This is a genomic window from Pedobacter ginsengiterrae (assembly GCF_039537385.1).
In the GTDB taxonomy this organism is placed as follows: Bacteria; Bacteroidota; Bacteroidia; order Sphingobacteriales; family Sphingobacteriaceae; genus Pedobacter; species Pedobacter ginsengiterrae.
Map to the genome: position 1 here is coordinate 552,650 of NZ_BAABAK010000003.1, position 13,471 is coordinate 566,120.

At 36.1% G+C, this 13,471-nt stretch carries 10 protein-coding genes; 4 read left to right on the top strand and 6 right to left on the bottom strand.

Annotated features, from left to right (window positions below):
- Positions 1-61: 61 nt before the first annotated feature.
- A complete protein-coding gene (locus ABD692_RS04460; RefSeq protein WP_344765293.1) occupies positions 62-742 on the bottom strand; it encodes an arylesterase in 681 nt (226 codons plus the stop codon).
- Positions 743-846: 104 nt separating this feature from the next.
- Between ABD692_RS04460 and ABD692_RS04465 the strand changes: the two genes are divergently transcribed.
- Positions 847-1,536, top strand: a complete 690-nt coding sequence (locus ABD692_RS04465; protein ID WP_344765295.1) for an ABC transporter ATP-binding protein — start codon at positions 847-849, stop codon at positions 1,534-1,536.
- Positions 1,529-4,075 carry an ABC transporter permease gene (locus ABD692_RS04470; protein WP_344765297.1) on the top strand — a complete coding sequence of 849 codons (2,547 nt, stop codon included), beginning with the start codon at positions 1,529-1,531 and terminating at the stop codon, positions 4,073-4,075. The genes ABD692_RS04465 and ABD692_RS04470 overlap by 8 nt, the downstream gene beginning before the upstream one ends.
- 14 nt (positions 4,076-4,089) lie before the next feature.
- On the opposite strand, the gene ABD692_RS04475 is transcribed toward ABD692_RS04470, so the two are convergent.
- The 4 genes from ABD692_RS04475 to ABD692_RS04490 form a co-directional block, all read right to left on the bottom strand.
- Complete coding sequence (locus ABD692_RS04475) at positions 4,090-4,413, bottom strand: hypothetical protein (RefSeq protein ID WP_344765299.1); 324 nt, start codon at positions 4,411-4,413, stop codon at positions 4,090-4,092.
- Positions 4,414-4,767: 354 nt separating this feature from the next.
- On the bottom strand, positions 4,768-7,221 hold the full coding sequence (locus tag ABD692_RS04480) for a TonB-dependent receptor (protein ID WP_344765301.1): 2,454 nt from the start codon (positions 7,219-7,221) through the stop codon (positions 4,768-4,770).
- A 37-nt stretch (positions 7,222-7,258) separates the two neighbouring features.
- Positions 7,259-9,208 (bottom strand): M56 family metallopeptidase, encoded by a 1,950-nt coding sequence (locus tag ABD692_RS04485; RefSeq protein ID WP_344765303.1) that lies wholly within the window; start codon positions 9,206-9,208, stop codon positions 7,259-7,261.
- Positions 9,209-9,236: 28 nt separating this feature from the next.
- Positions 9,237-9,629 carry a BlaI/MecI/CopY family transcriptional regulator gene (locus ABD692_RS04490; RefSeq protein ID WP_344765305.1) on the bottom strand — a complete coding sequence of 131 codons (393 nt, stop codon included), beginning with the start codon at positions 9,627-9,629 and terminating at the stop codon, positions 9,237-9,239.
- Between the two features lie 130 nt (positions 9,630-9,759).
- Here ABD692_RS04490 and ABD692_RS04495 point away from each other — a divergent pair, with 130 nt between their 5' ends.
- Together ABD692_RS04495 and ABD692_RS04500 are read left to right on the top strand one after the other, a co-directional pair.
- Positions 9,760-10,782 carry a glycosyltransferase family A protein gene (locus ABD692_RS04495; protein ID WP_316763259.1) on the top strand — a complete coding sequence of 341 codons (1,023 nt, stop codon included), beginning with the start codon at positions 9,760-9,762 and terminating at the stop codon, positions 10,780-10,782.
- A gap of 90 nt (positions 10,783-10,872) precedes the next feature.
- On the top strand, positions 10,873-12,240 hold the full coding sequence (locus ABD692_RS04500) for a hypothetical protein (protein WP_316763262.1): 1,368 nt from the start codon (positions 10,873-10,875) through the stop codon (positions 12,238-12,240).
- Between the two features lie 289 nt (positions 12,241-12,529).
- Here the strand turns inward: ABD692_RS04500 and ABD692_RS04505 are convergent, their stop codons facing one another.
- Positions 12,530-13,387, bottom strand: coding sequence for an NAD(P)-dependent oxidoreductase (locus tag ABD692_RS04505; protein WP_344765308.1), 858 nt, complete (start codon positions 13,385-13,387; stop codon positions 12,530-12,532).
- Positions 13,388-13,471: the final 84 nt, after the last annotated feature.

Consider the following 13,471-nt stretch of genomic DNA (forward strand, 5'->3'; position numbering starts at 1 on the left):
TTATTTAGATTAAAATGATATCAGTTGGGAAGGCATAGAACCAACAGGGTTATAGAATATTTTATAACAAAGGCTTTAGAACTGCCCACACATTCTCTGCCAGAATTTTATCGCCTTCGGCAGTCGGGTGAATACCATCGGCCTGGTTGAGCTTTGGAATGCCTCCAACCTTGTCTAAAAGAAATGGAATTAACGCCATATTATTCCTTTTTGCCAGTTCTGGAAACATATTTTTGAAGTCGGCAGCGTATTTAGTACCCATACTTGGCGGCATTTGCATACCAGCCATAATCATTTTAACATCTGGATATTTAGCCTTTACACTATCAATAATACTTTGCAGATTTTTAGTAGTTTCGGCAACGGGCACACCTCTAAGCCCATCGTTAGAACCTAATTCGAGCACGAAAATATCTACTTTTTGCTTCAGCAACCAATCTATTCTGCCTTTTCCTGCGGCTGATGTTTCGCCACTCAAACCACCATTAATTACCTTATAAGGTAATTTTAAAGAATCAATTCGATTTTGAACTAATGCAGGATAAGCTTCGCTTGGATCTAAACCATAACCAGCCGTTAAGCTTGTACCGAAAAAGAGGATATTTTTTACTGTCTTAGTGCTTTGTGCTATTGTTGTGTTTGCAGTATCTGCATCTCCTTGTTTATCCTTATTACCTGAATTTGAGCAGGCTTGTAATATTCCTGTCAAAACAATTAAAGCCATCAAGCGTTTTCGTAACATATCTATATTTTCTATCTCTTAAAATCAAAAAGCCATTATCTTTAACGGATAAGGCTGCATTATGTTTTAATGCAAATTACCTAAAAAATTAAATTATTTAGCCATTGGAAAGCATACTAAACATTCGAAATGTAAGTAAAATATATCAAAGTGCAGGTCGCGAGTTAACTGTTTTAAATAATATTAACTGCTCTGTTTCATCGGGTTCTACCTTGGCCATAACGGGCCCTTCGGGGAGTGGAAAAACAACCTTGCTTGGTTTGTGTGCAGGTTTAGACCGAGCAAGTTCGGGCACAGTTGAACTTAATGGTATTGTTTTAGATCATTTATCAGAAGACGAGCGTGCAGCAGTTCGAAACCGTTATGTGGGCTTCATTTTTCAGAACTTCCAGTTATTACCAACTCTAACTGCTTTAGAAAATGTAATGGTTCCACTTGAGTTGAGAGGAGCTAAAAATATAAGAGCACATGCGATGGAATTGTTAGATAAAGTGGGTTTGGCAGATAGAGGTCATCACTATCCTGTACAATTATCTGGTGGAGAGCAGCAAAGAGTTTCGTTAGCGAGGGCATTTTCGAATACACCTACCCTTTTATTTGCTGATGAGCCTACAGGAAACCTGGATGCTGAAACCAGTGAAAAGATTATCAAATTGCTTTTCGATTTAAATAAGGATGCAGGTACTACTTTGGTAATTGTAACCCACGACCCTGAGTTGGCAGCCAGAACCAGTCGTGTTATTAAAATGAAAGGCGGCTTAATTATCGCTGACGAAAATCCAAGTTATGTTTAAAAGTTCTGTTCCTAAGCAAAGTGTTCCACTTTCGTGGCTTTTTAAAATGGCCTGGCGGGATAGTCGTAAAAACCGCTCTCGTTTGCTTTTATTTATATCTTCGATCATTTTAGGTATAGCCGCTTTAGTTGCCGTTTATTCTTTTAAAGATAATTTACAAAGGGATATTGATAAGCAGGCTAAAGAACTTACTGGTGCCGATTTAATTGTAGAAAGCAGGAAAGCAGTTAGTAATGAGCGACTAAAAATGCTTAAAACTATTGGCGATGAACGAGCTACTGAAAACACTTTTGCTTCGATGGTTTATTTTGTAAAAGGTGGCGGAAGTCGTTTGGTACAAATGAAAGCACTTGAAGGAAATTATCCTTTCTACGGTTCTATTGAAACTACTCCCACTTCTGCGGCAAAGAGTTTCTTTAGTGGCAGAGAAGCTTTAGTTGATAAAACTTTAATGCTTCAATTTAATGCAAAAACTGGCGATTCTATTAATGTTGGCGATTTAAGCTTTAAAATTGCGGGTATTTTAGACAAAGCACCAGGCCAAACAGGCATCTCATCGAGCGTTGCACCCATTGTATATATTCCATTAAAGTATCTCGATAGAACAAGTTTGGTTAAAGCAGGAAGTCGCATTAATTACAAATATTATTACAAGTTCAACAATCCTGCGGGTTTGGAAGCGGCTATAAAAAAACTTCAACCTAAACTAGATCAGGAAGGCTTGGATTTAGATACGGTTGCTGATCGCAAAGAGCAAACAGGACGTTCTTTTAGAGATTTAAACCGCTTTTTAGCGCTTACTGGTTTTATTGCTTTATTACTTGGTTGCGTAGGTGTAGGCAGTGCGATTCATGTTTATATACAAGAAAAACTTGGGGCGATTGCAACCCTACGCTGCATGGGCTTAAAAGCTTGGGATGCCTTTTTAATTTATCTGATACAGGTTTCCTTTATCGGACTGATTGCAGCTGTAATCGGTTCCGTTCTAGGCACTTTAATCCAGTTTCTATTACCGATAGTTTTAAAGGATTTTCTGCCTATTGAAATTACGATGCAAATTTCGTGGTCGGCTATTGGCCAGGGACTGTTATTGGGGCTGGTTATCTCGGTATTGTTTGCATTACCTTCTTTACTTTCGGTTAGAAGAATTTCTCCGCTTAATGCTATTCGGGCCACCTTTGAAGGAAACAGCAATAAAAAATTCGACTTACTTAAAGGGTTAGTTTTTTTGTTGATGGTGGTTTTCATTGTTGGCTTTACTTACCTTCAAATGAAGGGATGGATACAAGCCCTGGCTTTTACCGCAGGAATTTTTATAGCATTTCTATTGTTAATGGCTTTCTCTGGCATATTAATGTTTTTAGTACGCAAGTTAATGCCTGCGTCATTGAGTTATTTGTGGCGTCAGGGTTTCGCAAATTTATACCGCCCCAATAATCAAACATTAATGCTAACGGTTTCTATTGGTTTATCTACTGCATTTATCTGTACATTGTTTTTTGTGCAGGGCATCCTGATCAAACGAGTTACACTTTCTTCTGGTTCGAGCCAGCCAAATATGGTTTTATTTGATATTCAAGGCACTCAAAAAAATGAGGTTAACAATCTTGCTAAATCTTACAAGTTACCGCTGATGAATCAGGTTCCAGTAATTACCATGCGTATTGAGGAAATTAATGGCAAAAAAGCGGGTGCTGATAGTACAAATAAAAGAGCTTTTAGAAATGAAATCCGTGCAACTTATCAGGATACTTTAACCGCAGCAGAGAAAATTGTTGACGGTAAATGGATTAATAAAGTAAGTGGTACTAACGAGGTTGTCTACATTTCACTGGATCAGAATTTCGCCAGAAGCATTAAGGTAAAACTGAATGACAAGATTGTTTTTAATGTACAAGGAATGCTTTTGCCTACTGTTGTAGGCAGTTTGCGTGAGGTAAACTGGAGCAGGATGCAAACCAATTTCAGGGTCGTTTTTCCATCTGGTGTTTTAGAGCAGGCACCTCAATTTCATGTTTTAATGACCAGAGTACCAAACAGCGAAACATCAGCAAGTTTTCAGGGTGCTGTGGTTCGTAAATTTGCAAATATTTCGGTTATTGATTTGGGGCTTGTATTAAAACTTCTGGATGAGTTACTTGGAAAGATAAGCTTTGTAATTCAGTTTATGGCTGGCTTTAGTATGATAACTGGATGGATTGTTTTAATATCGGCTGTGTTAACGAGTAAAAACCAACGCATTAAGGAAAGTATTTTACTACGAACGATGGGTGCCAGCCGAAGTCAGATTCTGGCTATAAATGCAATAGAATACTTTTTCTTAGGACTTTTCGCCGCAGCTGCTGGATTAATACTTGCTTTAAGTGGCAGCTGGGCTTTGGCCAGATTTAGTTTCGATGCTTCATTTGTTCCACCACTTTTACCAACGCTTCTGTTATTTGGCGGCGTGGTTTTATTGGTTGTAATTACAGGCGTATTAAGCAGTAGAAGTATTTTAAACAAACCACCACTACAAATATTAAGAAACGAAGGAAACTAGAAGGTTCATCTTTTTTAACGATGAACCCTAATTGGATTGTAAGCAATAATATATTCCGAGTTATCGTGTTTTATGCCTAAATCGTTAATTGGTTCTGCAGCGAAAGCAGGCGTACGATTTAATACGACCTTAACCATTTCTGATAATCTAGTTAAAAACGCAGCTTCGATTTGTGTAGAAACTGTAGGGTAATACTTTTGCTCAATTTCTGCTTTCTCTTGCGCATTGGCTATCGTCAATTTCCAGTTTTCGTCTTTTTTGAAGCCGTGTTCTTTCGTTGCGCTGTTTAAAGCAAAGGCATACATTTTTGCCTGAAATTCTATTGTTTGATTTTCCATAATGATAATTAACCACAGGCTTCGAATTTATAGCCCATGCTTTTGTTTAATCCTGATTTTTAAAGAAAATCTTGTGTTAAAAAAGCAAGCTGTTTGCCGCCCTATCAGATTTAATTTTTTGGTCGGGAGAATGCGACCTTATTGTGATTTTTCCAAATTTACTTAAAATAAACGGCTTATTAGATAGGAAGGTTAAAGAGAAGAATTCGAGGAGAAAAGATTAAAGCTGAAAAATTAATTTCGAAACTAAAATTATGCTTCAAATTCAATTCGATCTAGAATAGAAGAAATACTTGTTCTAGATTGAATTGAATAACTTAAACAATTATGTAAACAGTGAAGACCAACAAATATTTAATTCTTCACTCTATTCTTCTCTGCATCGGCACCAGAAGATTCGTGTTTTGCAGGGGTAGAAAAAGCTTTACCAAAACGATAACTATAGCTTAAAATAAAACTTCTCGAATCTTGGCGGTTTGTCCAATTTGCTTCGGTTGCCGCAAGATTATTAATCACGCCAACAAATACCCTATTACAAAAAACATCAGAAGCCGATAGTTTTAAGGTGCTTTTTGGAGATAGTTTTTTCTGTACAGCTGCACCGAACTCGTGTACTTCTCCAATTAGAAATTGTACACTAGAGAATTTAGTTTGGTAGCGAAAATTAGCTTCGGCATTCCAGGTTGGACTTATTTTAAACTGAAGATTTGGGTTGGTTCGGAAATAACTTCCGCGGGTAACGAGATAACCAGTGTAAAAATCAGTTTTAGATACAATGCTAGCAAACTCCATGTATATATGCGTGCTTAACCATTTGCTTAAGTTTAAATCGGCATTTACTGAAATATTTTTAACAGTTCCCTTACCAATATTAGCAGGCCTGCTATAATAAGTTCCGTTAATTATTTCAATGGTTTCGCTTACATCATCCTTTATCCAGCTGTAGCCAAGTGTTGTAGTAACTTTACTTTTAAAAGTATGAGAAAGCTCTACACTTTGGGTAAAGGCAGGTCGCAAAAATGGATTACCAACATAATAAGTAAACTTATCTAACGGAGAATAAAATGGGTTTAAATCCTGATAATAAGGTCTATCTATACGGCGGCCATAATTTAAACCAACTTGATTGTTAGCAGCAGTATCTAATTTATAAGAAAGATAAACGGTGGGAAAGAAGCCATTATAAGTTCGTTTAAAAGCAGAATCGGGTTTAACAAAATTGCCAAGTTGGTGCCCGTCGGAAACTGTAGTTTCGAACCTTAGCCCCGCCTGTAAAGATAGTTTTTTACCATCCATGCTCATATTGATATAAGCGGCGTTTATGTTTTCCTTATATACAAACTGGTTGGTTTTATCGTAATCGACAACAGTTTTATTGTTTGCCGTATAAAGGTAATTTGCTCCATTATTGGTTTTGGTATAACTGGTTTTTAATCCCGCTTCGAGTTTCCAAAATTTGTTAATCGGTTTTGTATAATCAGTTTTAGCAGTATAAATATCAATATTCGAAGGTAAATCGCCTGTCAGTAAATCCTCCGACTTAAGCTGCATATTCGGAAAATAGCTATAGTTAAAATAATGTTGATCGGTTTGATTTTTATAGGTTAAATAATCGGCATCGAATGTAATATCTCCAGCTTCTTTTCCAAATTTATGCCTGTAATTTAAATTAAAGGCCGCATTTTTATAGTTGATGTTATCGGTATTTATAGCTTTAATTATAGAATCGGGTTGCTTTACGGCATTTAGCAAATTACTGGTATTATTATTTACCTGTTCTGAAACACGGCTCATGCCAGTAAATACAAAACCCCAGGTTGTTTTTTCATTTTGATAAAAATCTACACCTGCTTTGGCATTAAAGGTATTTCCATGCCTTCTGAAATAGGAGTTTTGGTTAAAGAAATATTTAGGCGAATTATCGGCATTTTTATACGTTCGGTTTAAATCTAAATCGGTAAAGCTGTTGTTAAGGTTGTAGCTTAAATTACCAAATACATTTATTTTGTTTTTGCGGTAGTTAAAATTGGCGCTGTTATTCGAGCGCGTTAACTGGCCTTGGTTAATGCTTAGGTTAATCCCGCCATTAAAGCCTGCTACTTTATTCTTTTTGGTTTTAATATTAATTACACCCGCGTTTCCAGCTGCATCATATTTGGCAGGAGGATTTGTCATCAATTCAATTTGTTCTAATGAGGAAGATGGGAGCGAACGCAGGTAGCTTTCTAAATCTGAACCAGAAAGATAAGTTGGTTTATCATCAATAAATATATTTACACCACTTTTACCCTTAAGACTAATTGCTCCATTTTGATCGACATTTACACCTGGTGATTTAGAAAGCACATCTAAAGCCGTGGTTCCTGCATTCGATATAAGTGCATCAACATTAACCACCATTCTATCGATTTTTTGCTCCACGAAAGCTTTTTTACCACTTACATTAACTTCATTTAGATTGGTTTCCGTTCCAATAAGCTTAATATTGTTCAAATTTACCTCAGAATTTGAAGCACTTAAATCGATAAGCTGACTTCTATAAACCGAATAACCCATTGATGAAATACGCAACTGGTATTTGCCATAATTAATTCCATTGAAACTAAAGCTTCCATCAGCTTCGCTAAAACTTGTTTTTAGTAGAGTGGAATCTTTAGAGTTATAAAGGGCAACTGTGGCAAATTCTAATTTATTGGTAGCATGATCTAAAATGCGACCGTAAATTTTTGTTCCAGGCTGCTGTGCCTGAGCAAAATTAAAGGCAATACATATCCATAAGGCTAAAAAAGCCAGTTTTTTTGATTTCATAAATGCGAGAAAGAATTTTAGATTAAGCCAGCTTTACTTAGTTCGAATTAGTTTCATACTTGTAAAGTAAAGCGGTATTCTCTCTTTGCAAATATTTGTTTTTATACTTTTGATGATAGCTTTCGTTTTGCCTGACATCGTTGATTATTAAACTGTTTTTATCGAGTTTGTAAGATAGTTTTTTATCATTTTTGATAATTCCATCTTTAAGCAAATCTTTAATTATATTTTTATAATCATGCTCGTCGGCATCGGTACTGGTTACCGATTCAACCGTTCTTTGTGTACCTGTTTTACTTGTAGTTTTAGAATTGCTTCGATTTTGATTATTAGATTTTGGAATAGATACGGCAGGCGGTAGCGCTACATGAACAGGATTTAAAACTGTCAAAGATGCATTAATTGGAATAACAGGCGTTATCGGCGTTATTGGATCCATTGGTGTTGCGGTTACAGGACTCAAAGGAACAGGTGGAATAGGTGTTGTTGGTGGAAGAGTATTAAAATTCCTATTGGCATCGTTACTATAGTTTTCGTTTGCATTGTACCGTTTTGCCTGCTGTTGATATTTATCAGATTCTGCCTGATATTTTTTAGCCTCTAAATCATAACGTTTCTGTTCAGCGTTATATCGCTTTTGTTCGTTTTTGTATCTAACCTGGTCAGCGTTATAGCGTTTCTGATCAGCATCGTATCTTTTTTGTTCTTGTTTATACCTCTCGTCTTGTTCTTTAGCATCCATTTCAGCCTTAATTGCATTAGCTTGTTGCTCTTGCTTTAAATTTATCTCATCCTCCATGCTTAGCTGATCTATATTAACATCTTTTTTGGCTACACTTTTTTCTTTTTTGGCTTTTTGTATCGCCGCCTTCTTTTTTAGTGTATCCTGAAAGTTTTGTTCTTGTAATATGGCTGATGTAATTGAAATAGGCTTTCTATTTGATTCAGTAACGTTTTTAAATGCGGCAGAACCTATTACAACAGATACCAGTGCGATAGTTAATATTGTTTTTTCCATTTTATTTAAAGTGGTTTTAGTATCGAATAACATACGGCTGATGCGCTGAAAAAGATGGTTTTTTTTCCCCGTTATAGCCATTGCAAATCTTGGTGGGTTTAACTGAAATTCCTGACAGGTAATTAGAGCTTTTACATAATTCCTTTTATCATCCATGTGCAAAACGGCTAAATCATCGCAACAGTTTTCTCGTTCATTTCTAATTAATTTTGAAACCCATAACACCGCTGGATTGAAAAAGAACACAATTTCAACAAAGCTCTGGAGTAAATTTATAAGATAATCTCTTCGTTTGATATGTGCCAGTTCGTGGCAAAGAATGGCTTCAACCTCCGAATCGGATAAACCATTTAACAAACCCAAAGGAATTAAAACCAGCGGCTTAAAGTAACCAACTGCCATTGGCACCTGAGCAATACCTGATTGCAGTAAGCTTACGGTTTGTTTAACACCCATCCTGTTTGCCAGTACACCTATTTTTTCATCCCATCGGTTACCTGCCGCATATACTTTAGTACTACGGAGATGATAAACACCATTTAAGCCAACAAAAAGCTGAATACTTTTAGCGCAGATTATTAAAAACCAAACCAGTACAATTTGCGCTGCGTAGGCATTCCAAACTTCTAATAAATTATTTACGCCCGAAAGCATGTTATCTTGCAAAACAGCTACCGATGGAGATATTTGGGCAGGCTCATTGGCAGTTGCTACAATTAAGTTTGTATCTGTTGCACCATCCTGAAGCCCTAAAGATTTACAAAAAATAACTGTTGTTGCTATAACGAATAAAAGTAAACTACCAGTTAATAGATTATATCTTAATGAAGCAGCTGCTTTACGGGTAGAAAACATAATTAGCGCAACTAATAGCGATAACAATATACCCAGCCATAATGAGTGAAATAAGGTTGCCCCGAAAGCATGAAGCCAGTTTGAAGGCAAAAATCTTGTTAAATTAAATTCCATAATGTGGTTCGTTTAAGGATTTATATTTTTAATTTTCTAGCTTATCTAGTAATCTTTTTATTTCTTCAATATCTTCTTTCGAAGTTTTTTGGTTACCCAATAATTGCATTACTAAGGATGAGGCCGATCCTTTGTAAAGCGTGTTAACAAACCTATCAAGTAATTGATCTTTAGTTTTCGACTCGGCTTCTACTGGTATATAGATGTGTTTCATCTGGCTTTCGTCGCGTTTTAAAATTCCTTTTTCAGTAAGGATTTGCATTTGTTTTAAGGTAGAAGTATAATTTACCTCACGTTGCTCGTTTAATTTGTCATTAACGAAGCGAACAGTAGATGGTCCGAATTCCCATAAAACCTGTAGAATTTCTAGCTCGGCTTTAGTTGGTTCGGGCAAAATATTTTCGGATTTAATACTTTTCATGAACCAAAGGTACGATAGTTTTCGTACGAAACAAATATTATGATTATTTTTTTTTTTACAGCTTGCACATTATTAGATAATTGACCTATATTTAGAGCAAAATCATCTACTATATCAAAATTAATCTCTTGTGAAAATATCGCTTATAATCCCAACTTTAAATAGGGCAACTATGCTTGCCCGAACTTTACTAAGTATTGAAAGTCAAATTACAGATACCGATTTCGAAGTTATTGTTGTTGATAATGGCTCAACCGATTCTACAAAAAAAGTATGCGAATCATTTAATGAGTCTGTAAATAATTTAATTTATTTTTACGATGATGAGCCTGGTTTATTAACTGGTCGCCACAAAGGAATTGAATTATCAACAGGAAAAATTCTTTGCTTTTTGGACGATGATGTCGAATTAAACGATAAATATATTCAGGGAGTTTTTGATGTTTTTAGCACAGACGCAGAGGTACATTTTGCAACTGGCCCATGTTTGCCAGAATATGAAGTTACGCCTCCTTACTGGTTAGATTATTTTTGGGTTCATATTAATCAGGGCAAATATTGTTTCTGGCTAAGTTTGTTAGATTTGGGTGATCAAAAATTAATTATCGATCCAAATTTGGTGTTTGGCTTAAATTTCTGTGTTAGAAAAGAAACGGCACTGCAACTTAACGGCTTTCACCCTGATTGTATCCCTGACTCACTTCAAAAATATCAGGGAGATGGAGAGACAGGACTGACGATGAAAGCAGCAGAAAATAATCTTAAGGCCGTTTATTCTCCATATCTTTCTTTAAAACATTTAGTATCCAAAGGTCGTTTAACAATCGAATATTTCAAGAAAAGAGCATTTTATGAAGGAGTTTCTAATTCTTTTACCGATCTCAGAATTTCTTTTACCCAAAATACCGTTAATAAATCATTGTTACAGGTTTTGAAAGATAAAATCTGGCCATATTATTATCTTCTAAAGATTTCGCTAAAATCAATCAAAAGCAAAGCTATTCCCAAAGAAGTTAAAGAGATGAAAAAACTTCTTGACATTCAAAATAAGGCTGGTTACAACTTTCATCAAAATGAATTTAAAAATGATGAGCAGATTAGGAAATGGGTTTTACGCAGCAGTTTTTGGGATTATAAATTACCACCTTTATAATTATATAAATCTTTACTAAAATGGTATAAAGTTTAAACCCTAATATCTTCGAAGTTTGCGTCAGTTTATTTACCCATACAAACTGAAATTATGAATAAGGCGTTTAAATCATTATTGCTTTTATCTCTTGTAGGTTCTTTTACAGCAAAAGCGCAACATGAAATGCACATGTCTGCGCAAAAAGATACCTTAAAAGGCAAAGCTGATACCACAATAAAAAGCACAGACCATTCGATGCACAACATGAACACGGTCACCCCGATGAGTCATGCTTACTCTTTAAATCTTCCTATGAGCAGAAATGGTTCTGGCACCTCGTGGTTGCCCGATGCTGCTCCGATGTATGGCTTAATGCTTCATTCAAAAAAGTGGATGTACATGTTACATGGAAACGTTGCATTACGTTACACCAAGCAGGATATCGGCAGTAAAGGCAGTAGAGGTGGCGAAAAATTTGATGCCCCGAACTGGTTTATGGCTATGGGGCAACGTAAAGTTGGCGAAAAAGGACTATTTCATTTTGGCGCCATGTTATCTTTAGATCGTTTTACTGAAGGCGGAAACGGTTATCCCCTACTTTTTCAAACTGGCGAAAGCTGGAAAGGAAATCCTTTGGTCGACCGACAACATCCTCATGATCTATTTTCCGAACTTTCGGTTGCCTATACTTATTCCTTTTCTAAAAAAACTGATCTTACTTTCTACCTAGGTTACCCAGGCGAGCCTGCTTTGGGTTCGGTAGCTTTTATGCACCGTCCTTCGGCTTTGGCTAATCCAGATGCACCTATTTCGCACCACTGGAATGACGGGACACACATTACCTTTGGGGTGGCAACCATTGGCTTCAGATATGACAAATTTAAGGTCGAAGCTTCATCATTTACTGGTAGAGAGCCTGATGAAAACCGTTTCGACTTTGATAAACCAAGATTTGATTCTTATTCTGCTCGATTATCTTATAATCCAAATAAAAACTGGGCGTTACAGGTTTCTCATGGATGGATTAAAAGCCCAGAAAGTTTACATTCAAACGAAAACGTAGAGCGAACCATTGCTTCGGCAATTTATGCCTTACCGCTTGGCGATGAGCAAAATTTTAATGCTACAGTTTTGTGGGGATTAAATAAAACCAAAGGACATGAAGGCGAAAATGCAGCTTTGCTCGAGGCAGCTTATCGCGTAAAAAAACTTTCGGCTTATAGTCGGTATGAATGGGTTCAGAAATCGACTGAGGAATTAAATTTAAACGAGAATATTTACGGCACTAACCTTTTTGGCGTAAATGCATTAACTCTCGGCTTAAATTACGATGTATTAAATCTGAAAAAATTTAAAGGAGCTCTTGGTGCTCAGGCTTCATTATACAACACTAACAATGCATTAAACCCGCTTTACGGAAAGAACCCAATTGGCGGTCAGATTTTCTTTAGAATATACCCTGCATTAATGAAAATGTAGATTCTAACTTTCGATCGCTGGTATTAAAGTGTAAAAAATTCTTGCTCCTTAGCAGGAACATACTTTTCTTTTCCACATTTAAGGCAAACATACTTGTTGAAATAAGCGTACTTTAAGATACTAAATTTGATAATTTTAGTTGAAAAAACATCTTGATATTCGTGATGACACAAAAGTGTTGCGAACATATTTTTCATAATACATCGATTTACTAGTACTAAGTAAAAAACTTTATGCTTAGCAATTTCTAATGAATCGATGTATTGTTAAAATGTGTCGTTAAATGCTCTTATTTTTCTTTTAAAGCTTTTAAAACCGCTATAATATCTTCATTGCCATATTTATTTTCGGCATTTTGAAATGTTGCTAAAGCCGCATTGGCCAACGGGGCAGAAAGCCCTTCTGCTTTAGCTAATTTTAAATCTTTTACAATATGTTTAAGCGCAAATGCTGCTGAATAATTATCTGCAACAATGGCGTCGCCTTTAATTTTACCAAAAATATTACCTATTGCACTGTTACCAATCAGGGTTAATAAATCTTCGGTATTAATTTGATTAGCCTGCGCAAAAAGAACAGTTTCGGCTAAACCCTGTGCATGCAACGCCAATAAAGAGTTTATTGCCAGTTTTGCGCTATTTCCTGCGCCATTATCTCCTACCCGCATCGAAAGCTTACCTAATTTCTCAAAAACAGGTTTTACTTTTTCAAAGGCATTTTCTTCACCACCAACCATAATTACCAATGTGCCAGTTTCAGCTTGCTTAACACTTCCTGATACGGGCGCATCGAGATAAGCATTTCCTTTCCTTACGCACAAAGCGGCCATTTCTTTACTAATACCTGGCGAAACCGTACTCATATTAACGATGATTTTTCCTGTAGATTCATTGGCAAACAATCCATTTTCAGCAGTAAAAATCTGTTTTACAGCTTCATCGTCAGACACCATTAGAAATACCAAATCGCATTCGGCTAATAAAGATGATGGCGTTGAGGCAACTTCTACACCTCTTGCCTTTAAACTGGCTTCTTTATCTTTACTTCGGTTGTAAACACTAAGTGCATATCCTGCGTTAATTAATTGTTCTGCCATTGGAATGCCCATTTTACCAAGACCAATCCACCCTATTTTTAAGTTCTGCATAAGGCAAATATCAGTAATCTGAATCGTAATCAAAATGTGCAAAAGCTTTTTATTAAGCGCTAAAAATTATCATTTAATTTGTGT

Coding starts and splice junctions, on each gene's coding strand:
- ABD692_RS04500 (WP_316763262.1), top strand. CDS start 10,873: ATGAATAAGGCGTTTAAATCATTATTGCTTTTATCTCTTGTAGGTTCT.
- ABD692_RS04470 (WP_344765297.1), top strand. CDS start 1,529: ATGTTTAAAAGTTCTGTTCCTAAGCAAAGTGTTCCACTTTCGTGGCTT.
- ABD692_RS04490 (WP_344765305.1), bottom strand. CDS start 9,629: ATGAAAAGTATTAAATCCGAAAATATTTTGCCCGAACCAACTAAAGCC.
- ABD692_RS04505 (WP_344765308.1), bottom strand. CDS start 13,387: ATGCAGAACTTAAAAATAGGGTGGATTGGTCTTGGTAAAATGGGCATT.
- ABD692_RS04480 (WP_344765301.1), bottom strand. CDS start 7,221: ATGAAATCAAAAAAACTGGCTTTTTTAGCCTTATGGATATGTATTGCC.
- ABD692_RS04475 (WP_344765299.1), bottom strand. CDS start 4,413: ATGGAAAATCAAACAATAGAATTTCAGGCAAAAATGTATGCCTTTGCT.
- ABD692_RS04485 (WP_344765303.1), bottom strand. CDS start 9,208: ATGGAATTTAATTTAACAAGATTTTTGCCTTCAAACTGGCTTCATGCT.
- ABD692_RS04460 (WP_344765293.1), bottom strand. CDS start 742: ATGTTACGAAAACGCTTGATGGCTTTAATTGTTTTGACAGGAATATTA.